Below are 26,327 nucleotides of genomic sequence, written 5' to 3'. Positions count from 1 at the left end.
CCAAGATTCTAACGAAAAAACCCGCGACAAGCGCGGGTTTCTTTCGAATGGCGATATTCAGAGCTTTTGCAGGTCACGCTGAGCCAGTTGTGCGGCAGATGTGCCGGGATACTGGGTGATGACCTGCTGAAGGATGCCCTTGACCTTGTCGGTGTGCCCCATACGGCGCTCGACATCTGCCAGCTTGTACAGCGAGTCAGGCACTTTGCTGTGTTTGGGGTACAGCTGGCCGACTTTGGCGAAAGCCTGGCTGGCACCTTGCAGGTCGCCCTTGGCCAGGTTCACCTCACCCAGCCAATATTGGGCATTGCCGGCGTACTGGCTATTTGGGTACTTGCGCAAGAAGGCGCCGAAGGCCTGGCTGGCCTTGTCGAAATCCTTCTGCTTGATCAGGTCGAAAGCTGCATCGTAATAGAGCTTCTCTTTAGCCGGATCACCTGGTTCGCTGCTGGCGGCCGGTTGTTGGGCCGCGGCGCCAGCAGCGGCACCGGTGGCGGCATTGGAGGCGCCACCGGTGGAAGAATTCTCGGGAGTCGCGGCAGGTGCGACACCGCTGTTGATGCGGCGGTCCAGATCCTGGTAACGCTCCAGGTTCTCCTGCTTCATGCGGGCGACATCGTTCTGCAGCTCTTCGATGATGCCTTGCTGGCGGGAAATCTGATCCTGCATCTGTTGCAGCTGCATGAACAGCTGGCCCTGTGCAGAAGCAGGGGCCGAAGCCCCTGCCCCGGCATAGGCGCCGCTCGTGCCATAACCCGCAGGCGGATAGCCACTTGCGTTGTCATCTACTACAGGAACCTCAGCCCAAGCCGCGAGCGGCAGGCTGAGCGCGAGGACGGTTACAGCACGACGGCACATACGCATAAGAACTTACTTACGCAGTTCTACGCGACGGTTCTGAGCCCAGGACTGCTCGTCGTTGCCGGTGGCAACTGGACGCTCTTCGCCGTAGGAAACCAGTTCCAGCTGAGCAGGGGAAACGCCCTGCAGAACCAGGTAGCGTTGAACGGCCTTGGCACGACGCTCGCCCAGAGCCATGTTGTACTCGCGAGTACCGCGCTCGTCGGTGTGGCCTTCCAGAACAACACGGTTGCCGTTGGCTTTCAGGTCCTTGGCGTGAACGTCCAGAGCGCGCATGGCTTCTGGCTTCAGGTCCGAGCTGTCGTATTCGAAGTAGAAGGTGGTGATTGCGCGCAGGGCGGCTTCTTCGCTCAGGCTGCCGTCAACAGCGCCAGTGTTGGCACCATAGCCAGCGTTAGGATCAACAGCGGCGCCTTCGCCAGCGTTGTCACCGCCCTTGGAGGAGCAACCTACAGCCACGGCCATGGCCAGAGCCAGCGCAGCGAATTTACCAAACTTCAGCATTTCCATCGTGAAACTCCTAATGAAACCCCAGTGTGTTAAGCAAAAGTATTACGCCGCATCAGTTCAGGTAAGGGGACCAGGACGGTTCTCTGACTTCGCCTTGAGCGGTAGGAAGCGGGAGCCTCACGCGTCCATTGAGAGAGACGAGCATCAAGACTCCCCGGCCCTGCTGGCGGGTGGCGTAGATTAGCATGGTGCCGTTTGGCGCAACAGTGGGAGACTCATCAAGACTGGTGTCCGACAGAATCTTTACACTTCCGCGCTGCAAGTCCTGGGCAGCCACTTTGAAGTTGGTGAAGCCCTGTTGGCGATGGATCATCACCAGGGTCTTTTCGTCCGCCGACAGTTTCGGGTTGGCATTGTAGTTACCCACGAACGTGACACGCTCGGCGCCACCGCCACTGACCGATGTCTTGTAGACCTGCGGCTTGCCGCCACGGTCGGACGTGAAGTACAGGGTATTGCCATCCTTGCCCCAGAACGGCTCGGTGTTGATGCCTGGGCCTGCAGTTACACGGCTGATCTGGCGCGAGCCCATGTTCATCACGTAGATGTCCGGGTTGCCGTCCTTGGACAACACGAAGGCAAGGCGCGAACCATCTGGCGACCAGGCCGGAGCGCCGTTGAGGCCTTCGAAGTTGGTGATCTGCTCACGACGCCCGGTATCGATGTGCTGAACGAAGATGCGCGGACGCTTCTGTTCGAACGAGACATAGGCAATACGCTTGCCGTCCGGTGCGAAACGCGGCGACAGGATCGGCTCACGCGATTGCAGCAAAGTAACGGCGCGGGCACCGTCATAGTCCGAACGCTGCAAGGTGTAACGGGTGTTGTTGGCGGAGAAGCGCTCGGCAGTCACGTACAACATGCGGGTGGAGAATGCACCCTTGATGCCGGTGAGCTTCTCGAACGACTGGTCGGCGATGTAGTGCGACATGTCGCGCAGCTGGTCGACGCCACCAGCAACGCTGCCGGTCAGCACCTGCTGTTCGGTGGCGACGTTGAACAGGGCGTACTGCACCTGCAGGCGACCGCCGGACGGCACGATGCTGCCAACCATCACGTATTGGGCCCCCAGGGCTTTCCAGTCACGGAAGATGACTTCGCTGGCCTGGGTCGGCTGGCTGATCATGTTCTGCCGTGGAATGGGCGAGTAGTAGCCGGAGTTGCGCAGGTCATTGCCAATGATCTCGGCCATGTCCTCGGGCAACACGCTGCCACCCTGCAAACCGAACGGCACTACCGCGATCGGAGTCGCCCGATCGCTGCCGCTGGTGACCAGGATGTTCTTTTCCTCTGCCACGGCCATACCTGCCACGCAGCAGAGCATGACCAGCAGTCCTTTCAGACGTTTAATCACAACGCTAGATCCTCAGGTGTAAATGTCATCTTGAATGAACGGTACGGATTGAACTCGTTCGGCTTCAAGCCCTGCATCTCGGTCAGACGACCAATGTTCTTCACCGCTGCCACCGCCGAGCTGTCGAACGGACCGTCGCCACTGGAGCGCGCCACGCTGACGTTGGTGATGGTGCCATCGGGCAGCATGTTGATCTGCAGGACTACCGTCATGCCCCTGCGTGCGGACGGCGGACGCGCCCACCCTTCGGCTGCTCGCAAGCGAATCAGGTCGTCGAAATCGCCGGCCACTTCATCGCCACGCTCATCGGCCAGGGCCTGCTGCCGCTCGGTGGTATCGGACAGCAGCTCGGCCAGGGCCTGAGCTTTCTTGTCTTCTGCCGCCTTGCGGGCCGCTTCCTGCGCCTTTTTCTTCTGGGCATCCGCAGCCGCCTTCTTCTTGGCGTCTTCGGCTGCCTTCTTCTTCGCTTCCTCGGCCGCCGCTTTCTTCTTGGCGTCCTCGGCTGCTTTCTTCTTGGCCTCTTCGGCGGCTTTCTTTTTAGCCTCCTCGGCAGCCTGTTTCTTGGCTTCTTCCTCGGCTTTCTTCTTGGCCTCTTCCTCGGCCTTCTTCTTGGCGATATCAGCCTGCTGCTTCTCAGCGGCCTTCTTCGCCTCCTCGGCTTTCTTGGCCTCGGCAGCCTTCTTGGCTTCAGCGGCTTTGGCAGCCTCCTCGGCCTTCTTCGCCTCGGCGGCTTCACGGGCCTCTTCGGCCTTTTGAGCGGCGTCAGCTTTCTTTTGTTCCGCGGCCTTCACAGCTTCCTGCTCGACCTTCTTCTGCTCCAGTTGCTCGACCTCAGTCTGGCGCGAAGCGGTTTTCTTCGCTTCCCCGGCAATCTTCTGATTGGTCTGGGTGGTCGCCTGACTCTTGGATTTGAGCTGATAGAGCGTAGCCTGGACGATCGGCTTGGACGGCGGCAGCTCAGGCGTCATGGCGAAGCTGACGAACAGCATCGCGAACACCAGAACGTGCAGACCAATGGCCCAGACAGTGGGCCAGAAGTAGCTTTCCGAGGCGGATGGCTCTCGCTGTTGCATCAGGGCGCCTCGGTAATCAGGCCAACGTTACCGACACCGGCCTTCTGCAACCCGCCCATGGCACCCATGACCGCGCCGTAGTCGACGGCCTTGTCGCCACGAATGAAGACCTGGGTCTGCTTGCCCTGGTCGCGACCGGCGGCGATTATCTTGGTCACCGCGCTGGTCATTTCGGGCAAGGTCATGGCCTTGTCCATCTGCTTGTCGGTATCGACTTCGCTGCCGAGGTTCCAGTAGTAGGTTTTGTCGGCCTTGATCGAGATGGTCAGGATCTGAACGTTGTTGTCCTGGGGCAAGGCTTCGCTGGAAACCTTGGGCAGGTCGACCTTCACGCCTTGGTTGAGCATGGGGGCAGTCACCATGAAGATGACCAGCAGCACCAGCATCACGTCGATGTAGGGCACCACGTTCATCTCGGCGACCGGCTTGCGTTTGTGGCGAACTCGGGCCATGGGCTTCTACCTGATTACTCTTCGCTGGTGTGCACTTTGCGGTGCAGGATTGCCTGGAACTCGTCGGCGAACGTGTAGTAACGACCGATCAGCACTTCGCTGCGGGCGGAGAAACGGTTGTAGGCAATGACCGCCGGGATCGCGGCGAACAGACCGATCGCAGTGGCGATCAGTGCCTCGGCGATGCCCGGAGCCACTGTGGCCAGGGTCGCCTGCTGAGCCGAAGCCAAACCGCGGAAGGAGTTCATGATGCCCCAGACGGTTCCGAACAGGCCGATGTACGGGCTGGTGGAGCCGACAGTGGCAAGGAACGGCAAGCTCTGCTCGAGCTTTTCTTCCTCACGGGAGATGGCCACGCGCATGGCACGCCCGACGCCCTCCATGACCGCATCCGGGTCGACACCCGGCTGCTGGCGCAGGCGCGAGAACTCTTTGAAGCCGGCACGGAACACCTGCTCCACGCCCGAGTCCGGGTCCGGATTGCTGCCTGCCTGACGATACAGCTTGGACAGGTCGATACCCGACCAGAAGCGCTCCTCGAAGGCATCGAGCGCACGACGACCGGCGCGCAGCATGGTGCTGCGCTGGAAGATCATGATCCATGAAGTGACCGAAGCGGCCACCAGGGTCAGCATGACCAGCTGTACCACTACACTGGCATTGCTGACCAGACTCCACATGGAGGTATGGTCGACGACGTTAGCTTCCACGCTTATTCTCCTGCATTCGATTGAGTACCCGTGCCGTCCGCCAGGAAGGCGTCGCGCAGTTCTGGGGGAATGGCCCGGGGTTTGAAAGTGTCGGCGCGCACGGCGGCCACCAGGAACTGCCCTTCGCAGAGCAGTGTTTCATCCTTTTCCCGCCAGACCTGCTGCACGAAGCGCAGGCTGGCGCGGTTCAATTCAAGCACTTGCGCGGTCACCCGCAATTCGTCGTCCAACCGCGCCGGCGCGTGGTAACGCGCTTCGCTGGAGTGAACTACGAACAACAGGTTCTGGCCGGCAAGCTCGGACTGGGAAAACCCCAGGTGCCGCAGCCGCTCGGTACGCGCCCGCTCCATGAATTTCAAATAGTTGACGTAATACACCACGCCACCGGCGTCGGTGTCCTCGTAATAGACGCGACAGCGGTGAGCGAACGGTTCCAGGCCATTTTGCGCGCGCATACTCTAGTGCTTACTCCTCAGCTTGCCAATCCGCCCCGGCAACTGTTTTTGCATGGATAATGTCTTATTGCCAGTGCGCCAAGCGCGTGCCAGCGGTAGGACCACGAAAACCATGATTCGATCTGTCATTCATCGGGATCGGAGAACTCTCCGCCTTCGGCGAAGCGCCCTGGAATGTTCAGCCCAAAATGCAAGTAGGCATGCCGAGTGACCACCCGCCCGCGCGGCGTGCGCATGATGTAACCCTGCTGGATCAGGTACGGCTCGAGCACGTCCTCGATGGTGTGACGCTCCTCGCTGATCGCCGCGGCCAGGTTGTCGACCCCCACTGGACCACCGTCGAACTTCTCGATCATGGTCAACAGCAAACGGCGATCGGAATGGTCGAAGCCACGCTCGTCGACATCCAGCAGGTTCAGTGCCATGTCCGCCACGGCCTTGGTGATCTGTCCTTTGCCACGAACCTCGGCATAATCGCGCACGCGTCGCAGCAAGCGGTTGGCGATACGCGGCGTGCCGCGGGCACGACGGGCGATCTCGTAGGCCCCCTGGTCCTCGATGGACAACCCGAGGATGTTGGCCGAGCGGCTGACGATGGTCGCCAGATCCTTGTTGCTGTAGAACTCAAGGCGCTGGACGATGCCGAAGCGGTCGCGCAGCGGGTTGGTCAGCATGCCAGCACGGGTTGTAGCGCCGACCAGAGTGAACGGTGGCAGATCGAGCTTGATCGAACGCGCCGCCGGGCCCTCGCCGATCATGATGTCCAGCTGAAAGTCCTCCATCGCTGGATAGAGCACCTCCTCGACGACCGGCGACAGCCGATGGATCTCGTCGATGAACAGCACGTCATGGGGCTCCAGGTTGGTCAACATCGCGGCCAGGTCACCTGGACGCTCGAGGATGGGCCCCGATGTACTCTTGACCGACACGCCCATTTCCTGGGCGATGATGTTGGCAAGGGTGGTCTTGCCCAGGCCCGGCGGGCCGAAAATCAAAGTGTGGTCGAGGGATTCGTTGCGACCGCGCGCCGCCTGGATGAACAACGCCATCTGCTCGCGCACCACCGGCTGGCCGATGTACTCATCCAGGCTCAGAGGGCGGATAGCGCGATCCTGGATTTCTTCTCGATCGCGGCCATTGGCGGCGATCAGTCGGTCGGTTTCGATCACTTGGCGATCATTCCTTTAAGGCTACGGCGAATCAGCTCCTCGCTGCTCAGACCGCTCTTGCCCTCGATGGCCGCGACTGCCTTGCTGGCTTCCTGGGGCTTGTAGCCCAGGGAAATCAGGGCGCTGACCGCATCGGCCTCCGCATTGGAGGCAGTGCTGACGGGCATTGGGCCATCAGAGACAAGGGTGAACATTGCAGGAGAGGTTTCCCACGCTTTGAAGCGATCCTTGAGCTCCACCAGCAGGCGTTCGGCGGTCTTCTTGCCCACCCCGGGCACACGCACCAGCGCCGAGGCGTCCTGAGCCTGCACACAGCGCACCAACTCATCGACTTCAAGGCCCGACATCAGCGCCAGGGCGAGCTTCGGCCCGACGCCATTGAGGCGGATGAGCTCGCGAAACAGTTCACGCTCGCGCTTTTCGGCAAAGCCGTAGAGCAGATGGGCATCCTCACGCACCACCAGATGGGTGTGCAACGTGACCGGCTCACCGATTTTCGGCAACCGGTACAAGGTAGTCATTGGCACCTCCAGCTCATAGCCCAGGCCATTGACATCGACTATCAGGTGCGGCGGCTGTTTTTCCGCCAGAGTGCCGCGCAAACGTCCAATCACGTTCCGATCCTTTCCTTCGGGTGCCGGCCAGAAACCGGTCCACCCTATCAGCAAATGCAGTGGGAGACTGTTCCCCCCACACAAAATATGTATCAGCGCATGAAGCGGCTACAGACGCAAGCGTCCACCGCGTCGCCGGGCTGTGGCCAATCCATGCGGGATGAGGCTGGACCGAGTGTGAGCATGGCACAGCGCGATGGCCAGGGCGTCGGAGGCATCCACCTGGGGCTTTTGCGTCAACTTCAACAGGTGCATGACCATCAACATCACCTGTTCCTTGTTGGCGCCACCGGTGCCGGCCACGGCCTGCTTGACCTGGCTGGCACTGTATTCGGCAATCTCAAGACCCGCCTCGGCGGCCGCGACGATCGCCGCGCCCCGAGCCTGCCCAAGCTTGAGAGCCGAATCGGCGTTGCGCGCCATGAATACCCGCTCGATGCCCATGGTCACCGGCCCGTGCTGGCGAATGATCTCACTCACCCCACGGAACACGACCTGCAGCCGCTCGTGCAATTCGCCACTGCCTGTGCGAATACAACCAGACGCCACGTACTCGCAGCCGCGAGCCGTCTGACGCACCACACCGAAACCTGTGATGCGCGAACCGGGGTCGATACCAAGAATCAGAGTCATAGGGCCTGTCATTGAAAGGAGGCATGTTTGCGAACTGCATCGGCCCTTTCGCGGGCAAACCCGCCCCACAGACATGGCACCGGTTTCGATTGCGGCGCCATGCCTGTGAGAGCGGGTTTACCTACAAAGCCCGTACAGGCGCTGACAAGCTTACAGAGCTGGTAGGGGGCGCCCGAACACCTTAGCCGAGCTTCTCCATGATCTCGTCGGAAATTTCGGCGTTGGAGTAGACGTTTTGCACATCGTCCAGATCTTCGAGCATGTCGATCAGCTTGAGCACTTTCTCCGCTCCCTCCTGATCCAGCTCGGCGCTGGTGGTCGGCTGCATCACGATCTCGGCGTCGGCGGCCTTGAAGCCGGCCTCTTCCAAGGCGTTACGTACGGCATAGAAGCTGTTGAACGAAGTGAATACATCGAAGGAGCCGTCGTCATTGGCGACCACATCGTCGGCATCCGCTTCCATGGCGGCTTCCATGAGGGTGTCTTCGTCCAGGCCCGGAGCAAAGCTGATCTGCCCCTTGCGCTCGAACAGATAGGCGACGGAGCCGTCGGTACCGAGGTTGCCGCCACACTTGGTGAATGCATGACGCACAGCCGCTGCGGTGCGGTTGCGGTTATCGGTCATGGCCTCGACCATGATCGCCACGCCACCAGGACCGTAGCCTTCGTAGCTCAGCTCTTCGACGTTGTCGCTTTCGTTGGTGCCCGCACCACGCGCCACGGCGCGGTCGATAATGTCGCGGCTCATGTTGGCACCCAGGGCCTTGTCCAGGGCCAGGCGCAAACGCGGGTTGGAAGCCGGGTCAGGCCCACCCTGCTTGGCAGCGACAGTCAGTTCGCGGATCCACTTGGTGAAGATCTTGCCTCTCTTGGCATCCTGGCGCTCTTTGCGGTGCTTGATGTTTGCCCACTTGGAATGACCAGCCATAACGACTCCGAATCCTTGAAACAGAAACAGGTTCCGCCCCGAAGGGCGGAACGCGAGAAAACTGCGCCAAAGCGCGTGGGCGCTTCCGCCAGGGAAGCGCCCTGGGTCGATTACTCGACCTTGGTCTGCTCACGCAGACGGATGTGCAGCTCGCGCAGGGCCTTGGCATCCACCAGACCTGGAGCCTGGGTCATGACGCACGCGGCGCTCTGGGTTTTCGGGAACGCGATCACTTCACGGATCGACTGGGCGCCGGTCATCAGCATGACCAGGCGGTCCAGGCCGAAGGCCAGGCCACCATGAGGTGGCGCACCGAACTTCAGGGCGTCGAGCAGGAAGCCGAACTTCTCCTGCTGCTCTTCGGCAGCGATGCCCAGCAGACGGAAGACCGCCTGTTGCATTTCCTTACGGTGGATACGGATCGAGCCGCCACCGAGCTCAGTGCCGTTGAGCACCATGTCATAAGCACGCGACAGCGCAGCGCCCGGGTTGGCCTCGAGCTCTTCAGGCGAGCACTTGGGCGCGGTGAACGGGTGGTGCAACGCGCTGAAGCTACCATCGTCGTTTTCTTCGAACATCGGGAAGTCGACGACCCACATCGGTGCCCACTCGCAGGTCAGCAGCTCGAAGTCGTGGCCCAGGCGGATACGCAGCGCGCCCAAGGCTTCGCTGACGATCTTGGCCTTGTCGGCGCCGAAGAACACGATGTCACCGTCGACGGCGCCCACGCGATCAAGGATCACGTTCAGGTTGGCCTCTGGGATGTTCTTGACGATCGGCGACTGCAGGCCCTCGACGCCCTTGGCGCGCTCGTTGACCTTGATGTAGGCCAGGCCCTTGGCGCCGTAGATGCCGACGAACTTGGTGTATTCGTCGATGCGGCTGCGCGGCATGCTGGCCCCGCCCGGCAGACGCAGAGCGGTGACGCGGCACTTCGGATCGTTGGCCGGGCCTGCAAAGACCTTGAAGTCCACGTCCTTGAGCTGGTCGGCAACATCGACCAGTTCCAGCGGAATACGCAGGTCAGGCTTGTCGGAACCGTAGCGACGCATGGCCTCTTCGTAGGTCATGTGCGGGAATTCGCCGAACTCAAGATCCAGGACTTCCTTGAACAGCTTGCGGATCATGCCTTCGGTCAGGCCCATGATCTCGGCTTCGTCGAGGAAGCTGGTCTCGATGTCGATCTGGGTGAATTCCGGCTGACGGTCGGCACGCAGGTCCTCGTCACGGAAGCACTTGGCGATCTGGTAGTAGCGATCGAAGCCGGCGACCATCAGCAACTGCTTGAACAGCTGCGGCGACTGCGGCAGGGCGAAGAAGCTGCCAGCGTGGGTACGGCTCGGGACCAAGTAGTCGCGCGCGCCTTCCGGTGTGGCGCGGGTCAGGATCGGCGTCTCGACGTCGAGGAAACCGTTCTCGTCCAGGTAGCGACGGATGCTGCTGGTGATGCGCGAGCGCAGACGCAGCTTGTCGGCCATTTCCGGGCGACGCAGGTCGATGAAGCGGTAGCGCAGGCGGGTTTCCTCGCCTACATCGGAATATTCGTTCAGCGGGAAGGGTGGGGTTTCCGCCTCGTTGAGCACCTTGAGCTCATAGCCCAGCACTTCGATACCGCCGGACGCCATGTTCGGGTTGACCGCGCCAGCCGGGCGCAGACGCACCTTGCCGGTGATCTGTACGACATACTCGCTACGCACGCGGTCGGCAGCGGCGAAAGTCTCGGCGCGATCCGGGTCGAAGACGACCTGGGCCATGCCTTCGCGGTCACGGATATCGAGGAAGATCACCCCGCCGTGGTCGCGGCGACGATGGACCCAGCCGCAAAGGGTGACTTCCTGGCCGTCCAGGCTCTCGTTCAGTTGGCCGCAATAATGGCTGCGCATCATGATGGTGGTTTCGCTTCTCGTGATTCGTGTATTCGGTGGAGGTCTTGGCCGCCCAAGGGGCTAATACTGCAAGACCCAGTCACTGCAATTCAACTCAGTCGGCCTTGTCGCCGCCTGCCAGGTTCTTCTTCGCCCCGGTCTTGAAATCGGTCTCGTACCAGCCGTTGCCGCTCAGGCGGAAGCCGGGTACCGACAGCAGCTTTTTCAGGGCTGGAGCCTGGCACGCCGGGCAGTCGGTCAGTGGTGCGGCGCTGATCTTCTGCAACACCTCCATCCGGTGATCGCAGGACGCACATTGATAGTCATAAAGGGGCATGGGGGTGTCTCTCGTCAACCACAACGCTGCCGGGGCAGTAAAAAGCGGGATTATATATGGTTAAGGAGAGCTGCGCAGCCCGCCCGGCGATCAGCGTACTCAGGGCGGATCGAGCAGCCAGGCCACGCAGATCACCCGAATCAGCCCACTGAAGTTGCGAACCCCACCGTGACGCAAGTGGACCTCCCGATCCACGTAGGACAGCACGGCGCTTACCGTGCATTGGTTGGCCTGGGCGATGCGTTCGAGAATACGCCAGTAGACCACCTCAAGCCGCAGGCAGGTGGCAAAGCCATTGAGCCGGACCGACCGGGAGACCGGCCGAACCTGCATCATGTCGAAATCTGCCCGAAAAGGGTCAATGCACTGCTTGCCCGGCCATTTTCGCTGGCAAGCGCCTCGCCTGCCTTGTTGCATCACTTCCACCACACCACTCCATTGTCTGGAAAAATCCCCTCGCGCCCATGCACGACCGGGCAGATCAATAAAGCGCTGTCAGGGCCTTCAAAGCAGTGGCAAAACCTTCCGGGCGAAACGAAAGACCCGACCCTGGACAGGGTCGGGTCGATGGAGCCTACAAACGAACGATCACTTTTCCTCGAGCAATACCCGCAGCATCCAGGCGGTTTTTTCATGGATCTGCATGCGCTGGGTCAGCAGGTCGGCGGTCGGCTCATCGCTGACCTTGTCGACGACCGGGAAGATGCTACGCGCTGTGCGCACCACCGCCTCCTGCCCCTGAACAAGCTGACGGATCATCTCTTCGGCAGGCGGTACGCCCTCTTCTTCCTTGATTGACGAGTGACGCGCATAGAAGGCATAGGAACCTGGCGCCGGGAAGCCCAACGCCCGAATGCGCTCGGCGATCGAGTCGACCGCCAGGGCCAGCTCGTTGTACTGCTCTTCGAACATCAGGTGCAGGGTGCGGAACGCAGGGCCGGTGACGTTCCAGTGAAAGTTATGGGTTTTCAGATACAGCACGTAAGTATCCGACAACAGGCGGGAAAGCCCATCGACGATGGACTTGCGATCTTCTTCATTGATACCGATATCGATTGCCATGAAGCTCCCCTTTCCATAAGGCTTGGTCATCAAGCGGGCACCCCAAACTGTATCAGACCCTCCCGCTCCTGCCCGTGACACAGGACAAGCCGTCGCCTCACGGTTTGAGAACCCCCTGCCTTTGCTGTTAAATAGGCACCGTGCCACCCGTGCGGACAGTCATTGCCGGGTGCATAGGCTGGCCAGTTGCGTGATCGCGCCTTGTATCTGCGCACCGCACGTCCAGCTCTTCCTGTGATCGGCCTTATCAATGTGAGCCCACTCAAATGTTCAAGATCGTCCATCTGGTGACGGGCGTAGCAGCTTTGCTGCTGTCGCTCATACCCAGCCTGAAAACCGATGCAACCCCGTTCCTGGAGCAACCTGAAGCCGTCTACCTGGCATTGCTCGGCCTGCTCAACCTGCTGTTGGCACCTGCACTGCCGCTCTACTACAAAGGCGCCCGCCAGCAACTGCAATCGCTGGCGTGCGCCTTGTTGGTGCTGGCGGTGATCCTGCAGACCATCACCCTGCTGGCACGCCCGGAACTGGGCGACCTGCCAGCCCTGCTCTGCGCCACCCTGGCCGTAGCCTTGCACCTTGGCACAGGCTTCGCCCGCAGCTTCAAGAAGCCACGCGCCAACCAAGGCACCTCACAAGATGCGGGCAAACGTGATACCGGCACGGTGAAGTGGTTCAACACCTCCAAGGGCTTCGGCTTTATCTCCCGCGATTCGGGCGACGACATTTTCGTGCATTTCCGCGCGATCCGTGGCGAGGGCCACCGCGTTCTGGTCGAAGGCCAGCGCGTTGAGTTTTCGGTGATGCACCGCGACAAAGGTCTGCAGGCTGAAGACGTGGTCGCGGTTTCCCGCCGCTGACCGACAGACCCTGGCGCAGCGGATCCCTCCGCGCCAGGGTCACCCTCCTTAATAATGAGGCGGCGGCGCCTGCTCCCCCTCGCCACCGTACTGCCCCACCACTTCCTCGTAACGCTTGATCAATTCGGCCATCTGCAGCTGCAGGCGCTCGATCACCCGCCCCTGCTCGACCAGCACATCATTCAGCGCCTGAATGGTGTCGTCCTGAAACGCCTGACGGCCTTCCAGCTCGATGACTCGGGATTCCAACGACATAGCCTTAAACCTCCCGGAAGTCATCGTTCAACACCATCCGCAAACGCTGACGGATCGAGTCGATCTGGTCGGCGGTGTACTCGGTAGCAGGCACCCGCCCCCACACCGGCGCGGGCCAGGCCGCGTCGTCGCGTCGGCGCACGATCACGTGCATGTGCAGTTGGCTCACCACGTTGCCCAAAGTCGCGACGTTGAGTTTGTCGGCAGCGAAGCTGTCCTTGAGTGTTTCGGCCAGGTAAGTGGTTTCCTTCCAGAGCTGCTGCTGGTCGGCTTCGTTCAACTGAAACAGTTCGCTGATATCGGCGCGCCGCGGCACCAGGATGAACCAGGGGTAGTTGGCATCCTTGCTCAGCAACAAGCGACTCAATGGAAAATCTCCCAACACCAGGGAATCCTGCTGCAAACGCGAATCCAGAACGAACACGGCATATCTCCTCAAGACGAAACGGCCCGGCCAGAGCGCGGGCGAGATGAGCGAAGGATACCTTGCTTCAACAGCGCCAGCATGAAATGCCACCGCAAGGGCTGCCTTTTTCGGCGAGCAGCACACTTGTACGCACAACCCGGTAACACAGCGCTACTTTTCGCACCAAAAAGGAGCCGACAGCGCAACACACCCCACTGCTTTGTGCGCGGATTAACAGTTTTCGGTAACACGTTGACTTTTAAGGTAGCTTTTTGCCCACGAGCGTGGCCGCGATTTGGCACACCATCAGACGCTTTTCGCCCCGTATTTATGGACCTTTGCCATCCCTGCCAGAGGGACTGTGAAAAATTCATGAACAAATCGTGATTTTGTGCACGCTTGTTGCATCCCCATCCGACCAAGTCACGAGGCACCTCGGTGCACGAGACAATAAAAAAGCGGCAGGGATACCCAGGTTGTTCCACCAGCCAGGTGTGTTTACAGAATTGTTACAGCGCTGGCGTTATACGCCCCGAAACTGGGCGTAATTTGCGACATGGAAATAGCCAAACGCGACATGTTGAAAAAGTTCCCTAAAGGTTGTTTTTTCAGTGTCGCCAAGAATAGTCAGCGTGATATACATTTTCGCCGACATAACAAGAAAGAGCTCGCCCTATAACTAAAAGAGCAGGGTGAAGCGGTACTTCCTAAAAACCAAAGGAGCAAATCACGATGCGCGTGATGAAGTGGAGCATGATCGCCCTGGCCGTTGCGGCAGGGACCTCGCAGTTGGCAGTGGCCTCTTCGCAGGACGAATCCAAGGGTTTCATTGAAGACAGCCAGCTGAACGTCAAGACCCGTATGCTGTATTTCAGCCGTGACTTCCGCAACGTGCCCAACGGCGCAAAGAGCCGAGTTGAAGAAACCGGCCTGGGCTTCGTCGGCACGTACGAATCCGGTTTCACTCAAGGCACCGTCGGTGTTGGCGTCGATGCAATCGGTATGCTGGGCCTGAAACTCGACAGCGGTAAGGGGCGTGCCGGCACCGGTCTGTTCCCGCAAGGCGAAGACGGTCGCTCTCAGGATGACTATTCCAAAGGTGGCGGCGCTGTTAAGTTCCGCGTCTCCGACACAGTACTGAAAGTGGGCGACCAATTCACCGCCCTGCCAGTCTTCGCAACCGACGACAGCCGCCTGCTGCCAGAAATCGCCCAAGGCACCCTGATCACCAGCAACGAGATCAAGGACCTGACCCTGCACGCCGGTCACTTCACCAGCCTGACCGCTCAGGAAGAAACCAACCGCGACAGCCTTCACCTGAAGGAAGCCAACGTTGTCGGTGGTACCTACGCATTCACCGAAAACCTGAGCACTAGCCTCTACTACTCCAAGGTCGAAGACTACTGGCGCAAGTACTACGCCAACGTCAACTGGGCGCTGCCGATCTCCGACAAGCAAGGCCTGGTGCTCGACTTCAACATCTATGACACCAAGAGCGAAGGCCACCTGGCCCGCGCCTTCGATGGCGACAAGCTCGACAACCGCGCATTCAGCCTGTCGGGCGCCTACAACATCGGCGCTCACACCTTCACCCTGGCCTACCAGAAAGTGACCGGTGACGGCGACTACGCTTACGGCGTCGACGGTGGCGGCACCATCTTCCTGGCCAACTCCGTGGCCCGCTCCGACTTCAACGCCGAAGACGAGAAATCCTGGCAGGCTCGCTACGACCTGAACTTCGCCGAGTACGGCATTCCAGGCCTGACCTTCATGACCCGTTACGTGCGTGGTACCGACGCCAACGTTTCGAGCGGCGATAACGGCAAAGAATGGGAGCGCGACATCGATATCAAGTACGTGCTGCAGGAAGGTCCGGCCAAGGATCTGAGCTTCCGTATCCGTCAGGCTACCTACCGCTCTTCCGACGCCGTGTACCTGAACAGCTCGCCATCGATCGACGAACTGCGCCTGATCGTCGAGTACCCGCTGAGCATCCTGTAAGCCCCTGGCTTGCAATTGCCCGCACCGAAAAGGCCCGGCGATCACGCCGGGCTTTTTCTTGGCTGACAAGCGCCCCGCCCTGGGGCATCCTGTACGCCTTCGCTCCGCCCCCGTACAATGCGGGGTCATTTCAACGTCTTAGGCAATCGACACGGCCCACCATGCGTACCAGTCAATATTTGCTCGCCACCCAGAAAGAAACCCCTGCCGATGCAGTGGTCATCAGCCACCAGCTCATGCTGCGCGCCGGCATGATCCGCAAGCTGGCCTCCGGCCTGTACACCTGGCTGCCGATGGGCCTGCGGGTGATGCGCAAGGTCGAAGCCGTGGTCCGCGAGGAAATGAACGCCGCTGGCGCCCTGGAAGTGCTGATGCCAAGCATCCAGCCCGCGGAGCTGTGGCAGGAATCCGGCCGCTGGGAGCAATACGGCCCTGAGCTGCTGCGCCTGAAGGACCGCCATGACCGCGACTTCTGCGTTGGCCCGACTCACGAAGAAGTCATCACCGACCTGGCACGCAACGAGCTGTCCAGCTATAAACAGCTGCCGCTGAACATGTACCAGATCCAGACCAAGTTCCGTGACGAGATCCGTCCGCGCTTCGGCCTGATGCGCGGTCGCGAGTTCATCATGAAGGACGCCTACTCCTTCCATGCCGACCAGGCTTCCCTGCAGGAAACCTACGACCGCATGCACCAGGCGTACACCAACATCTTTACCCGCCTGGGCCTGGACTTCCGTCCGGTGCAGGCAGACACCGGTTCCATCGGTGGCAGCTACTCCCATGAATTCCACGTTTTGGCCGAATCCGGCGAAGACGACGTGATTTTCAGCGACAGCTCCGACTACGCCGCCAACATCGAGAAGGCCGAGGCCATTCCACGCGAAACCGTGCGTCCAGCCCCCACTGAGGAGCTGCGCCTGGTCGACACCCCGAATGCCAAGACCATCGCTCAACTGGTCGAGAACTACGGCCTGCCGATCGAAAAGACCGTCAAGACCCTGATCGTGCGCGGCGCCGAAGAAGGCAAGCTGATCGCCCTGGTGGTCCGTGGCGACCATGAGCTGAACGAAATCAAGGCCGCCAAGCTCGAGCAGGTCGCCGACCCACTGGTCATGGCAACCGACGCCGAGCTGCGCGCCGCCATCGGTGCTGGCGCAGGCTCCCTGGGCCCGCTGAACCTGCCGCTCGAATGCATCATCGACCGCTCGGTCGCCCTGATGAGCGACTTCGGCATCGGCGCCAACATCGACGACAAACATTACTTCGGCGTCAACTGGGAACGTGACTTGCCGGTTCCTCAGGTCGCCGACCTGCGCAACGTGGTCGAGGGCGACCCAAGCCCGGACGGCCAGGGCACCCTGGTCATCAAGCGCGGGATCGAAGTCGGCCACATCTTCCAGCTCGGCACCAAGTACAGCGAGGCGCTCAAGTGCCAGGTACTGGGCGAGAGCGGCAAACCGGTAACCTTGTCCATGGGCTGCTACGGCATCGGCGTCTCCCGCGTGGTCGCCGCCGCTATCGAGCAGAGCTATGACGACAAGGGCATCATCTGGAACGATGCCCTGGCGCCCTTCCAGATCGCCCTGGTACCGCTGCGTTATGAAACCGACGCCGTTCGCGAAGCGACCGACAAGCTGTACGCTGAACTGACTGCCGCCGGTTTCGAAGTGCTGCTGGACGATCGCGACAAGAAGACCAGCCCCGGCATCAAGTTCGCTGACATGGAACTGATCGGCATCCCTCACCGCATCGTGGTCAGCGACCGCGGCCTGGCCGACGGCAACCTGGAGTACAAGCACCGTACCGAGCAAGAAGCCCAGCCTCTGCCGCTCAACGAAGTGCTGACCTTCCTGCAAGCCCGCATCCGTCGCTGATAGCCCACCGCACGAGTGATCATGTCCAGAAGCACCTTTACCCTGGGGGGCGCCGCACTGTGCGGCGCCCTGCTCGTCAGCGGCTGCGCCAACCAGATGTCCCAACGCAGCGAGCATGAGGAGCGCGCCGAGCGCAAGCTGCTCGAACATACCCTGCAAATCGACGTGGGCGAGCCCAAGGTGATGGAGCTTCCCCAGCGGCGCGTACGTATTCATGAACAGAAGCGCTTCGAAGTTACCGAGTTCGAAGTCACTCGCCGTTACGACCGCTACACGCCTTACCAACCCTGGCGAGAGATCTATGAGATCCCCCTGGGCGCGGTTGCCGTGGTGGCCGGTGTCGGCGCCAACGTGGTCAACGTGTTCGCCCTGGGCAATCTACCGGAAAGCATCACTCACGATTGGCTCAGTTACGGCCTGGCTGGGCTCAACCCGTTCATGAACGTGCCGTCCAATGGTCGCGCGCAGCAGAACCTGGCTGGGATCAGCGAAGTGCAGAAGGACAAGCGCGAGGAGTACACCAGCCTGCCTTGGAGCGAACGCCTGGTCGAAGTCAAGGCTGGCAAACTGACCCACGAGCTGACCACCGACCATAACGGCGTACTTCGCCTGAACCTGCTCGACAGCCCGTTCTCCGAGCAGAACCTCAATCACATCGGCACCCTGCACCTGCATGTAGCCGACGAGGACAATGGTGTGCGCGGCGATGCCAGCCTGCTGGTCAGCAGCAATTTGCGTGGCAAGCTGCTCGAAGCCCACGAGCTGATCTTCGATGACCTCGAGGGCGACGATGTCGGCCAATGGGTGCATCGGGTCAAGCGCCTGTCGGAGCTGGGCTTGGAAGAAGAAGCCAGCGAGCTGGAGCAAAGCCTGATCGAGTTGACCCGCAATGATCCGGAGCTGCAACGGGACTTCCTGCAAGCACTGACCAAGGACACCGGGCGACTGGTTGCCGACCCTGGAATACAGTAAACCCGCTGGGGCTGCCTAGCGGCCCCTCCCCTTCACTCACTGCGGCGGGAAGAGCTCCAACTGCTCATGCGCCCCACGCAGATCTCGCAATCGAACTCCCACGCCTAATAACCGTACTGGCTTGCCACCCCGGGCAAACGCCTGGCTGAGCAACTGTCGGTAGCTCTCCAGATCACGACCGGCTCCAGCCTGTTCCAGGGTCGTCTGGCTGAAGTCGTGAAATTTTACCTTCACGAACGGTTTGTCCGGCCGGTAACTGTTATCCATGCGCGCAATGCGCGCGTTCAGGCTCTCGAGCAGCTCGGGCAGTTTCTGCAGGCAACTCGCCAGGTCCGGCAAGTCGGTATCGTAGGTATTTTCGACACTTACAGATTGACGCCGGCTGTCATTTTGTACGATTCGTTCATCTATACCCCGCGCCAGCCCCCATAACCGCTCACCAAAACTGCCGAACTCCCGCACCAAAGCCAAGCGCGACCACTCGCGCAGCTCCAGACACGTTTCGATACCCAGGCGTGCCAGTTTGTCCGCCGTGACCTTGCCCACGCCGTGCAGCCTTGCGACCGGCAAGGCTGCTACGAATGCTTCCACCTGGTCGGGGGTTATCACGAACAAACCATTGGGCTTGCGCCAGTCGCTGGCGATCTTGGCCAAGAACTTATTCGGCGCCACGCCAGCCGAAACCGTGATGTGCAGCGTCCGAGCGACCCGCTTGCGAATGTCTTCAGCAATACGCGTGGCGCTGCCGGCGAACCATTGGCTGTCGCTGACATCCAGGTAGGCCTCGTCCAGCGACAGCGGCTCGATCAAGTCGGTGTAGTCACGAAAAATGGCGTGGATTTCCCGAGAGGCCTCGCGATAAGCCTCAAAGCGCGGCTTGACGATCAACAGGTCTGGACAGAGCTTGAGCGCATGACGCGAAGACATGGCCGAGCGCACACCATAGGCACGCGCCTCATAATTGCAGGTCGCGATCACCCCGCGCTGCTCAGGCGCCCCGCCCACGGCCATCGGGCGCCCTGCCAAACGCGGGTCGTCGCGCATTTCGATTGCGGCATAGAAACAATCGCAGTCGATGTGGATGATCTTGCGCAAGGACATGGATGACCGTCAGCACTGTAAATTCATACAGATACTACCGGTGCGTCGCCATGTGTTCCAGAGCCGGCCTGTCGGAAAGCCTTCCAATCCGATGCAAGCCCCGTCATTGCTGAGCTGCAGCCCTTATTCAAACGCTAAGAGATTGAACAAAAAAGGGTTTTTCCGAAATAGCGCTTGACATGGCAGAGGATTTCCGTAGAATTCGATCTCACAGGCGCGGGATGGAGCAGCCTGGTAGCTCGTCGGGCTCATAACCCGAAGGTCGTCGGTTCAAATCCGGCTCCCGCAACCAGATTCAGAAAAAGGCCACTGTCGATACAGTGGCCTTTTTTCTTGTCTTAGAAAAAATCTACGACAAATCAAAGAGTAATGCTTGACAGCTACTCGGAATTCCGTAGAATGCGCATCCACTGACGCGGGATGGAGCAGCCTGGTAGCTCGTCGGGCTCATAACCCGAAGGTCGTCGGTTCAAATCCGGCTCCCGCAACCATATTCGTCAGAACAAACCCCGCCTGCTAACACAGCGCGGGGTTTGTTGCTTTTGGCCCCGTGAATACTTCCCCACTTCGCCTCAAGTGGGGCTCGCCGGATGAACTATCTTTAACCCTGCCAAACCGCTGAAAGCGGGCCGGGCAGGAGTAATATCTGGATACGTTTTCCGAAGGGACTTTCACTTGGCCGCACCTCTGCCCAACCTCGCGCTCCTGGCCCGAGGTTATCCATGATTTCACACGACTCCGAACCTCAGGAGCCTCTCGCCACCGCGCTTCCCAACGCCGCCCGCCGCCTGCCCTGGCTGGAGCGGCTGAGCCGTTATCGCCAACCCTTGGGGCTGGCCTTGACGTTGCTGCTGTTCAGCATGGCCTTGATCGCCTGCCGGCACTTGCTGAGCGAACTGGACATTTATGCCCTTCACGACGCCATGCTCAGCGTGCCGACACGATCTTTGGAGGGCGCCTTGCTGGCGACCGTCGTGGGCTTTGTGACTTTGCTGGGCTATGAATGGTCCGCCAGCCGTTACGCTGCAGTGCAGCTACCGGCCCGCACATTGGCGCTGGGCGGGTTCAGCGCCTTTGCCATTGGTAACGCGGTCGGGCTGTCGATCCTGTCCGGTGGCTCGGTACGTTATCGCCTGTATGCGCGGCATGGGCTAGGCGCCGCTGAAATCGCACGGATGACCGTGTTCGCCAGCCTATCCCTAGGCTGCGCCCTGCCCCCTCTGGCAGCGCTGGCGACATTGAGCAACCTGCAAGGTGCCGCCACCGCCCTGCGCCTGCCTGCCCCATTGCTGGCCAGTATCGCCGTGGCAGTGCTGGCGCTGACGGCCGTATTGGTAATCGGCCTCTATCGCCGCCGCCTGGACGAGCAACCTCTGGCCGATAGCCTGGTGGTGCAGTTTGGACGGCGCACCCTGCGACTACCAGGCGCCCGCTTGGCCGCCCTGCAGTTGTTGATCACCGCCCTAGACGTCGTCGCCGCCGCTACCGTGCTTTACCTGCTGCTACCCGAAGCTCCGCCTTTCGGCGCCTTCGTCCTGGTCTACCTGCTCGCCCTGGCCGCCGGTGTACTCAGCCATGTGCCAGGTGGCGTGGGGGTGTTCGAAGCCATTCTCCTGGCCGCCTTCGCCAATCAGCTGGGCGCCGCGCCACTGGCAGCTGCCTTACTGTTGTATCGCCTGATCTATGTGGTCCTGCCTTTGCTATTGGCCTGTGTGCTGCTGTTGGCGAGCGAAGCCCGCCGTCTGCTGTTCGCCCGCCAAGCGATCAATGCAGCCGCCGGGCTTGCTGCGCCGGTGCTGGCAATCCTGGTGTTTCTGTCAGGCGTCGTGCTGTTGTTCTCCGGGGCCACGCCCGAGATCGACACGCGCCTTGAGCACATGGGCTTTCTGGTGCCCCATCGCCTGATCGACGCTTCGCATTTTGGCGCGAGCCTCATCGGGGTGCTGTGCCTGCTGCTGGCTCAAGGGTTACGCCGGCGACTGTCGGCCGCCTGGCTGCTGACCACCGTCCTGCTGCTGGTAGGCGCACTGCTGTCGTTGCTCAAGGGCTTCGATTGGGAAGAGGCCAGCGTGCTGATCTTCACAGTGGCGCTGCTGACCTTGTTCCGTCGCTCGTTCTATCGCCCAAGCCGGTTGCTGGAGCTGCCCTTCTCGCCGGTGTACCTGGTGGCAAGCGTTTGTGTGGTCGGCGCCTCGGTCTGGCTGCTGCTGTTCGCCTACCAGGATGTACCCTACAGCCACGAACTGTGGTGGCAGTTCACCCTCGATGCCGACGCACCACGTGGCCTGCGCGCCGCCATGGGCAGTGCAGTGCTGTTAGTGGTCGTCGCGCTGACTTGGCTGCTGCGCACCGCACGGCCCGTGATTCACTTGCCCAACGATGAGGAACTGCAACAGGCCAAGGGCATTCTGATGGCCTCCGACCAACCCGACGGTGGCCTGGCACTCACCGGCGACAAAGCCTTGCTGTTCCACCCCAACCACAAGGCCTTCCTTATGTATGCCCGTCGCGGCCGCAGCCTGGTCGCCCTGTACGACCCGATCGGCCCCGCCCAGGAGCGCGCCGAGATGATCTGGCAATTCCGTGACCTCTGCGATCTGCACCACGCCCGCCCAGTGTTCTATCAAGTCCGCGCGGAGAATCTGCCGTTCTACATGGATATCGGCCTGACGGCACTTAAGCTCGGCGAAGAAGCGCGGGTCGATCTGCGCCGTTTTGACCTCGAAGCCAAGGGCAAGGAGATGAAAGACCTGCGCTATACCTGGAACCGCGGCGGCCGTGACGGGCTGACGCTGGAGATCCATGAGCCAGGCGATGCCCCGCTCGAGGCACTCAAGGCAATTTCCGACGCCTGGCTCGGTGGCAAGAACGTACGTGAAAAAGGCTTTTCCCTCGGTCGCTTCAGCCCCGAGTACCTGCAGCATTTCCGTATCGCGTTGATCCGCTTTCAAGGCCTACCGGTGGCCTTTGCCAACCTGCTCGAAACCCAGAGCAAAGAGCTGGCGAGCCTGGACCTGATGCGTGCCCATCCGCAAGCCCCCAAGCTGACCATGGAATTCATGATGATCGGTTTGATCCTGCACTACAAAAACCACGACTACGCTCGCTTCAGCCTCGGGATGGTCCCGCTCTCCGGCCTTCAACCCCGACGTGGCGCCCCCCTGACCCAACGCCTGGGTTCGATGGTGTTCCAGCGCGGCGAGCAGCTGTACAACTTCCAGGGGCTACGTCGCTTCAAGGACAAGTTCCAACCGGATTGGGAACCCCGCTACATGGCTGTGCCGGCCGGGCTCGACCCGTTGGTGGCATTGGCCGATACCGCCGCCCTGATCGCAGGCGGCCTGACTGGATTGGTGAAACGTTGATGATCCGACGCTATTGGCTTTACCTGACCGGCGCCCTGCTCCTGGCCTTGCTGGCCGGTGCCGCGGCCTTCTGGCTGTGGACCCGCCCAGCGCCCGAGGCCCGCCTGGAACACCTGACCCTGGGCGACGGCAGCAGCCTGGTCCGCGCCATACCGGGCGTACACGCCAAGGCCCACGTGGCCATTGCCGTGCCCCAGGACCAGGCGCTCAGCGACAAACAATTGCTGGACCTGAGCCAGGCCGGCGAGGCCCAGCTGGTCCAGGTGCTTCTGCCGCCTGGCGACTGCGTCAAGCAGCAGCGCGCACTCGACCAGGCCATGGGCGAGCTGGCCGCACCGCCGAACTTGGTGGCTGGAATCGGCCCTGGCGCTGCGCAGGCCTGGCGATGGCTGGCCACCCAGAGCGATGACAAGGCCCGCGCCATCTCCGTGGACTTCACCCTCGAACAACCCGGTTGCCAGCCCCTGCCCAAATCCGCCGCCCACGGCCATTGGAACGTAGCGTGGAATGACAACCCCGACGATGCCAGTGCCGCATTCGTGCGCGACCAGGCGAACGCCGAGACGAGCATCTCCGACTACGACATTCACCTGCCCCAGGTGCTCAAAGCTCAACTGACCCAGGCCCTGATCGGCAAGGACGGCAATGCACTGAGCATTCCGGTAGTTGAGGTCCCCGCCGGGCAGACCACCGACACCGTCACCCTGTTCCTCTCCGGGGATGGCGGCTGGCGTGACCTGGACCGCGACGTCGCCGGCGAAATGGCCAAGCTCGGTTATCCGGTCGTAGGGATCGATACGCTGCGCTACTACTGGCAGCACAAGACGCCGGAACAGAGCGCCGCCGACCTCTCTGAGCTGATGCAGCACTATCGCCAGAAATGGGGCACCAAGCGTTTCGTGCTCACCGGCTACTCCTTCGGCGCCGACGTGCTGCCGGCGATCTACAACCGCCTGCCGGATGAAGACAAACAGCGGATCGATGCCGTGATCTTGCTGGCGTTTGCTCGCAGCGGCAGCTTCGAGATCGAGGTCGAGGGCTGGTTGGGCAAGGAAGGTCAGGAAGCCCCGACCGGCCCGGAAATGGCCAAGCTGCCAGCGCCCAAGGTGGTGTGCGTCTATGGTGTCGAGGAGACCGATGAAAGTGGGTGCACCGACAAGACCGCAGTCGGTGAACGCCTGAAGCTGCCTGGCGGGCATCACTTCGACGAGAACTATCCAGCCCTGGCCAAGCGCCTGATCAGCGAGATCGAGACGCGCCAGGGGAAGTCCAGCGTGGCGGAACAGAACTGAAATAAGCCTGCGGGCCGCCTCGGACGGCTGATCACGGGCTTGCCCTGCGATCAGCTGTCCGAATGCCCCTGGGAATCAGATCTCGACCTGCGTTCCCAATTCGATCACCCGGTTCAGCGGCAGGTTGAAGAACCGAAGATTACCGTTGGCATTCTTGAGCAGGAACGCGAACAGGTTGCCACGCCAGCGCGCCATGCCCTCCAGGCGCGAGGCGATCACTGTCTCGCGGCTGAGGAAGTAGGTGGTACGCATCGGGCTGAAATCGAGTCCGTCCAGGTGGCACAGCTTCAGCGCCGCCGGCACGTCCGGTTCATCCATGAAGCCAAAGTGCAGCAGAACGCGGAAGAACCCATCACCATAGGCCTCCACTTCAAAGCGCTCGTGCTCCGGCACCCGCGGCCGATCCTCACTGACCACCGTCAACAGCACCACCTGGCTGTGCAGCACCTGGTTATGCAGCATGTTGTGCAACAGCGCATGGGGCACAGCGTCTGCCCGCGCAGTGAGAAACACCGCCGTGCCCTCGACGCGATGTGGCGGCTGTACGCGGATACTGCTGATGAACACGGGCAACGGCAGGGCTCCCTCGTCGATACGGTCCACCAGAATCTGTTTACCGCGCTTCCAGGTACTCATCAGTACGAACAGCACGATCCCCGCCAGCACAGGGAACGCGCCGCCCTGCACGATCTTCGGCACGTTGGCGGCGAAGAACAATCCATCGACAAACAGGAAACCCAACAGAATCGGCACCGCCAGCACCGGTGGCCACTTCCACAGCAGCAGCATCACTGCCGACACCAGGATGGTGGTCATCAACATGGTGCCGGTCACCGCAACGCCATAGGCTGCGGCCAATGCGCCCGACGACTCGAAGCCGATCACCAGCAACACGACGCCGACCATCAAGGTCCAGTTCACCGCACTGATGTAGATCTGCCCTTGCTCGTCGCTTGAAGTGTGCTGGATCTGCATCCGCGGGATGTAGCCAAGCTGGATGGCCTGGCGGGTCAGGGAAAAGGCCCCGGAAATCACCGCCTGGGAAGCGATCACCGTCGCCAGCGTGGCCAGCCCCACCAGCGGCAACAGTGCCCAGCCCGGTGCCAGCAGGTAGAAGGGGTTGCGCGCCGCTTCCGGGTTTTGCAGCAGCATCGCGCCCTGTCCGAAATAGTTGAGTACCAAGGCCGGCAGCACCAGTGCGAACCAGGCCCGAGCAATCGGTTTGCGGCCAAAATGCCCCATGTCGGCACACAGCGCCTCGGCACCGGTCAGCGCCAGTACCACCGCCCCGAGGATCGCCACGCCCATGCCCGGGTGAACAATGAAGAAGTTCAGCGCCCAGCCCGGATTGAACGCCTTGAGCACTTCCGGGCTCTGCGCGATGCCATGCACCCCGAGCGCCCCCAGCACCACGAACCAAGTGACCATGATCGGCCCGAACAGCTTGCCGATTTTCTCGGTGCCATGCTTCTGCACCAGGAACAATGCCACCAGCACCACCAGCGACACCGGCACCACCCAATGATCGATTCCGTCGAAGGCAAGCCCCATGCCCTCAACCGCCGAAAGCACCGACACCGCCGGGGTGATCATGCTGTCACCGTAGAACAACGAGGCACCGACCAGACCGCAACCGACCATTAGCGCCCTGAGCTTCGGGTAATTGGCCGTCGCCCGGCGCGCCAGTGCGGTCAATGCCATCGTGCCGCCTTCCCCCTGGTTATCGGCACGCAGGATGAACATCACGTACTTGAACGAAACCACCCACAACAGCGACCACAGAATCAGCGACAGGATGCCCAGCACGCCATCATGGTTGACCTGTACCCCATACCCCCCGGTGAAGACCTCTTTGAGGGTGTACAGCGGGCTGGTACCGATATCGCCATACACCACCCCAACAGCTGCTACGAGCAGGCCCAGCGAGCGTGTCGCCCCCTGCCCACCTTCGGCGTGACTGCTTGCCTGAACCATCGACCACTCCCGCAGAAGGCCTTCTAGACCCATTTGAGTTGCACCCGCGCCGAGCCATCCCGAATGCCCCCGCGCAACGGCGCGAAGCATAGCGCAGCGTTCGTCGTATTTCTGCTGGTAAAGCGACCTTGCGCTCGCTAGAATTGCGCACTTTTTGATCAGAGGCGCCAAAAGCGCCCATCAGTATCGCCCCCGTCAGCG

25 protein-coding genes and 2 tRNA genes are annotated in these 26,327 nt (G+C 61.2%); 8 read left to right on the top strand and 19 right to left on the bottom strand.

The features are described from left to right. Positions 1–57: 57 nt before the first annotated feature. The 15 genes from ybgF to R6G97_RS04835 form a co-directional block, all read right to left on the bottom strand. Complete coding sequence (gene ybgF / locus R6G97_RS04905; RefSeq protein WP_070572287.1) at positions 58–864, bottom strand: tol-pal system protein YbgF; 807 nt, start codon at positions 862–864, stop codon at positions 58–60. 6 nt (positions 865–870) lie between these two features. Beyond that, positions 871–1,371 (bottom strand): peptidoglycan-associated lipoprotein Pal, encoded by a 501-nt coding sequence (gene pal / locus R6G97_RS04900; RefSeq protein WP_043209505.1) that lies wholly within the window; start codon positions 1,369–1,371, stop codon positions 871–873. 52 nt (positions 1,372–1,423) lie between these two features. Continuing rightward, a complete protein-coding gene (gene tolB / locus R6G97_RS04895) occupies positions 1,424–2,695 on the bottom strand; it encodes a Tol-Pal system beta propeller repeat protein TolB (protein ID WP_043209564.1) in 1,272 nt (423 codons plus the stop codon). Between the two features lie 26 nt (positions 2,696–2,721). Next, positions 2,722–3,798, bottom strand: coding sequence for a cell envelope integrity protein TolA (tolA, locus tag R6G97_RS04890; protein WP_043209507.1), 1,077 nt, complete (start codon positions 3,796–3,798; stop codon positions 2,722–2,724). Further along, positions 3,798–4,250 carry a protein TolR gene (gene tolR / locus R6G97_RS04885; RefSeq protein ID WP_012315816.1) on the bottom strand — a complete coding sequence of 151 codons (453 nt, stop codon included), beginning with the start codon at positions 4,248–4,250 and terminating at the stop codon, positions 3,798–3,800. Before tolR ends, tolA begins: the two co-directional genes overlap by 1 nt. A gap of 14 nt (positions 4,251–4,264) precedes the next feature. Beyond that, complete coding sequence (gene tolQ, locus R6G97_RS04880; protein ID WP_043209509.1) at positions 4,265–4,960, bottom strand: protein TolQ; 696 nt, start codon at positions 4,958–4,960, stop codon at positions 4,265–4,267. 2 nt (positions 4,961–4,962) lie between these two features. Beyond that, positions 4,963–5,415, bottom strand: coding sequence for a tol-pal system-associated acyl-CoA thioesterase (gene ybgC, locus R6G97_RS04875; RefSeq protein ID WP_043209510.1), 453 nt, complete (start codon positions 5,413–5,415; stop codon positions 4,963–4,965). 125 nt (positions 5,416–5,540) lie between these two features. Continuing rightward, entirely contained in the window at positions 5,541–6,584 is a 1,044-nt protein-coding gene (gene ruvB / locus R6G97_RS04870; protein ID WP_043209512.1) for a Holliday junction branch migration DNA helicase RuvB, read from the bottom strand. Then, the gene (ruvA, locus tag R6G97_RS04865; RefSeq protein ID WP_043209514.1) at positions 6,581–7,198 is read right to left on the bottom strand and encodes a Holliday junction branch migration protein RuvA; all 618 of its coding nucleotides are present in this window, start codon (positions 7,196–7,198) and stop codon (positions 6,581–6,583) included. Before ruvA ends, ruvB begins: the two co-directional genes overlap by 4 nt. A 108-nt stretch (positions 7,199–7,306) precedes the next feature. Then, positions 7,307–7,831, bottom strand: a complete 525-nt coding sequence (gene ruvC / locus R6G97_RS04860) for a crossover junction endodeoxyribonuclease RuvC (protein WP_043209516.1) — start codon at positions 7,829–7,831, stop codon at positions 7,307–7,309. A gap of 181 nt (positions 7,832–8,012) precedes the next feature. Next, a complete protein-coding gene (locus tag R6G97_RS04855; protein WP_043209518.1) occupies positions 8,013–8,759 on the bottom strand; it encodes a YebC/PmpR family DNA-binding transcriptional regulator in 747 nt (248 codons plus the stop codon). A gap of 110 nt (positions 8,760–8,869) precedes the next feature. Continuing rightward, positions 8,870–10,645 (bottom strand): aspartate--tRNA ligase, encoded by a 1,776-nt coding sequence (aspS, locus tag R6G97_RS04850; protein WP_317847859.1) that lies wholly within the window; start codon positions 10,643–10,645, stop codon positions 8,870–8,872. Between the two features lie 94 nt (positions 10,646–10,739). After that, positions 10,740–10,961 (bottom strand): FmdB family zinc ribbon protein, encoded by a 222-nt coding sequence (locus R6G97_RS04845; protein ID WP_043209521.1) that lies wholly within the window; start codon positions 10,959–10,961, stop codon positions 10,740–10,742. A gap of 99 nt (positions 10,962–11,060) precedes the next feature. Then, positions 11,061–11,378 (bottom strand): ribbon-helix-helix domain-containing protein, encoded by a 318-nt coding sequence (locus tag R6G97_RS04840; protein WP_442800221.1) that lies wholly within the window; start codon positions 11,376–11,378, stop codon positions 11,061–11,063. A gap of 171 nt (positions 11,379–11,549) precedes the next feature. Beyond that, positions 11,550–12,023 carry a Dps family protein gene (locus R6G97_RS04835; RefSeq protein ID WP_043209523.1) on the bottom strand — a complete coding sequence of 158 codons (474 nt, stop codon included), beginning with the start codon at positions 12,021–12,023 and terminating at the stop codon, positions 11,550–11,552. 266 nt (positions 12,024–12,289) lie between these two features. On the opposite strand from R6G97_RS04835, the gene R6G97_RS04830 reads away from it, so the two are divergent. Further along, positions 12,290–12,883, top strand: coding sequence for a cold-shock protein (locus tag R6G97_RS04830; RefSeq protein ID WP_043209525.1), 594 nt, complete (start codon positions 12,290–12,292; stop codon positions 12,881–12,883). Between the two features lie 48 nt (positions 12,884–12,931). Here R6G97_RS04830 and R6G97_RS04825 read toward each other — a convergent pair whose 3' ends face one another. Together R6G97_RS04825 and R6G97_RS04820 are read right to left on the bottom strand one after the other, a co-directional pair. After that, entirely contained in the window at positions 12,932–13,138 is a 207-nt protein-coding gene (locus R6G97_RS04825; protein WP_317847858.1) for a SlyX family protein, read from the bottom strand. A 4-nt stretch (positions 13,139–13,142) separates the two neighbouring features. Then, on the bottom strand, positions 13,143–13,562 hold the full coding sequence (locus R6G97_RS04820; protein ID WP_043209529.1) for an HIT family protein: 420 nt from the start codon (positions 13,560–13,562) through the stop codon (positions 13,143–13,145). Positions 13,563–14,276: 714 nt separating this feature from the next. Between R6G97_RS04820 and R6G97_RS04815 the strand changes: the two genes are divergently transcribed. From R6G97_RS04815 to R6G97_RS04805, 3 genes are all read left to right on the top strand, one after another. Next, complete coding sequence (locus tag R6G97_RS04815; RefSeq protein ID WP_317847857.1) at positions 14,277–15,545, top strand: OprD family porin; 1,269 nt, start codon at positions 14,277–14,279, stop codon at positions 15,543–15,545. A gap of 161 nt (positions 15,546–15,706) precedes the next feature. Continuing rightward, positions 15,707–17,422, top strand: a complete 1,716-nt coding sequence (locus R6G97_RS04810) for a proline--tRNA ligase (RefSeq protein WP_197853452.1) — start codon at positions 15,707–15,709, stop codon at positions 17,420–17,422. An 18-nt stretch (positions 17,423–17,440) separates the two neighbouring features. Further along, positions 17,441–18,394, top strand: a complete 954-nt coding sequence (locus R6G97_RS04805; RefSeq protein ID WP_090346163.1) for a hypothetical protein — start codon at positions 17,441–17,443, stop codon at positions 18,392–18,394. A 36-nt stretch (positions 18,395–18,430) separates the two neighbouring features. On the opposite strand, the gene dinB is transcribed toward R6G97_RS04805, so the two are convergent. Continuing rightward, positions 18,431–19,489 (bottom strand): DNA polymerase IV, encoded by a 1,059-nt coding sequence (dinB, locus tag R6G97_RS04800; protein WP_167358118.1) that lies wholly within the window; start codon positions 19,487–19,489, stop codon positions 18,431–18,433. A 221-nt stretch (positions 19,490–19,710) separates the two neighbouring features. On the opposite strand from dinB, the gene R6G97_RS04795 reads away from it, so the two are divergent. From R6G97_RS04795 to R6G97_RS04780, 4 genes are all read left to right on the top strand, one after another. Continuing rightward, positions 19,711–19,787, top strand: a tRNA-Met gene (locus tag R6G97_RS04795). A gap of 122 nt (positions 19,788–19,909) precedes the next feature. After that, a tRNA-Met gene (locus R6G97_RS04790) sits at positions 19,910–19,986 on the top strand. A gap of 231 nt (positions 19,987–20,217) precedes the next feature. Then, entirely contained in the window at positions 20,218–22,860 is a 2,643-nt protein-coding gene (mprF, locus tag R6G97_RS04785) for a bifunctional lysylphosphatidylglycerol flippase/synthetase MprF (protein WP_317847856.1), read from the top strand. Beyond that, positions 22,860–24,152, top strand: a complete 1,293-nt coding sequence (locus tag R6G97_RS04780) for a virulence factor family protein (RefSeq protein ID WP_043208729.1) — start codon at positions 22,860–22,862, stop codon at positions 24,150–24,152. The genes mprF and R6G97_RS04780 overlap by 1 nt, the downstream gene beginning before the upstream one ends. A gap of 75 nt (positions 24,153–24,227) precedes the next feature. Here the strand turns inward: R6G97_RS04780 and R6G97_RS04775 are convergent, their stop codons facing one another. Next, the gene (locus R6G97_RS04775; protein ID WP_317847855.1) at positions 24,228–26,126 is read right to left on the bottom strand and encodes a potassium transporter Kup; all 1,899 of its coding nucleotides are present in this window, start codon (positions 26,124–26,126) and stop codon (positions 24,228–24,230) included. Positions 26,127–26,327 lie beyond the last annotated feature (201 nt).

Source organism: Pseudomonas sp. HTZ2 (assembly GCF_033173945.1).
GTDB classification, from domain to species: Bacteria; Pseudomonadota; Gammaproteobacteria; order Pseudomonadales; family Pseudomonadaceae; genus Aquipseudomonas; species Aquipseudomonas guariconensis.
The sequence above is the reverse complement of the archived record's forward strand: the minus strand, read 5'-3'. Positions and strand labels throughout refer to the sequence as shown.

What these genes read in the sequence shown, in the direction of transcription:
- ybgF (WP_070572287.1), bottom strand. Translation starts at nt 864, where the DNA reads ATGCGTATGTGCCGTCGTGCTGTAACCGTCCTCGCGCTCAGCCTGCCG.
- pal (WP_043209505.1), bottom strand. Translation starts at nt 1,371, where the DNA reads ATGGAAATGCTGAAGTTTGGTAAATTCGCTGCGCTGGCTCTGGCCATG.
- tolB (WP_043209564.1), bottom strand. Translation starts at nt 2,695, where the DNA reads ATGCTCTGCTGCGTGGCAGGTATGGCCGTGGCAGAGGAAAAGAACATC.
- tolA (WP_043209507.1), bottom strand. Translation starts at nt 3,798, where the DNA reads ATGCAACAGCGAGAGCCATCCGCCTCGGAAAGCTACTTCTGGCCCACT.
- tolR (WP_012315816.1), bottom strand. Translation starts at nt 4,250, where the DNA reads ATGGCCCGAGTTCGCCACAAACGCAAGCCGGTCGCCGAGATGAACGTG.
- ybgC (WP_043209510.1), bottom strand. Translation starts at nt 5,415, where the DNA reads ATGCGCGCGCAAAATGGCCTGGAACCGTTCGCTCACCGCTGTCGCGTC.
- ruvC (WP_043209516.1), bottom strand. Translation starts at nt 7,831, where the DNA reads ATGACTCTGATTCTTGGTATCGACCCCGGTTCGCGCATCACAGGTTTC.
- R6G97_RS04855 (WP_043209518.1), bottom strand. Translation starts at nt 8,759, where the DNA reads ATGGCTGGTCATTCCAAGTGGGCAAACATCAAGCACCGCAAAGAGCGC.
- aspS (WP_317847859.1), bottom strand. Translation starts at nt 10,645, where the DNA reads ATGATGCGCAGCCATTATTGCGGCCAACTGAACGAGAGCCTGGACGGC.
- R6G97_RS04845 (WP_043209521.1), bottom strand. Translation starts at nt 10,961, where the DNA reads ATGCCCCTTTATGACTATCAATGTGCGTCCTGCGATCACCGGATGGAG.
- R6G97_RS04840 (WP_442800221.1), bottom strand. Translation starts at nt 11,378, where the DNA reads ATGCAACAAGGCAGGCGAGGCGCTTGCCAGCGAAAATGGCCGGGCAAG.
- R6G97_RS04835 (WP_043209523.1), bottom strand. Translation starts at nt 12,023, where the DNA reads ATGGCAATCGATATCGGTATCAATGAAGAAGATCGCAAGTCCATCGTC.
- R6G97_RS04830 (WP_043209525.1), top strand. Translation starts at nt 12,290, where the DNA reads ATGTTCAAGATCGTCCATCTGGTGACGGGCGTAGCAGCTTTGCTGCTG.
- R6G97_RS04825 (WP_317847858.1), bottom strand. Translation starts at nt 13,138, where the DNA reads ATGTCGTTGGAATCCCGAGTCATCGAGCTGGAAGGCCGTCAGGCGTTT.
- R6G97_RS04815 (WP_317847857.1), top strand. Translation starts at nt 14,277, where the DNA reads ATGCGCGTGATGAAGTGGAGCATGATCGCCCTGGCCGTTGCGGCAGGG.
- R6G97_RS04810 (WP_197853452.1), top strand. Translation starts at nt 15,707, where the DNA reads ATGCGTACCAGTCAATATTTGCTCGCCACCCAGAAAGAAACCCCTGCC.
- mprF (WP_317847856.1), top strand. Translation starts at nt 20,218, where the DNA reads ATGATTTCACACGACTCCGAACCTCAGGAGCCTCTCGCCACCGCGCTT.
- R6G97_RS04780 (WP_043208729.1), top strand. Translation starts at nt 22,860, where the DNA reads ATGATCCGACGCTATTGGCTTTACCTGACCGGCGCCCTGCTCCTGGCC.
- R6G97_RS04775 (WP_317847855.1), bottom strand. Translation starts at nt 26,126, where the DNA reads ATGGTTCAGGCAAGCAGTCACGCCGAAGGTGGGCAGGGGGCGACACGC.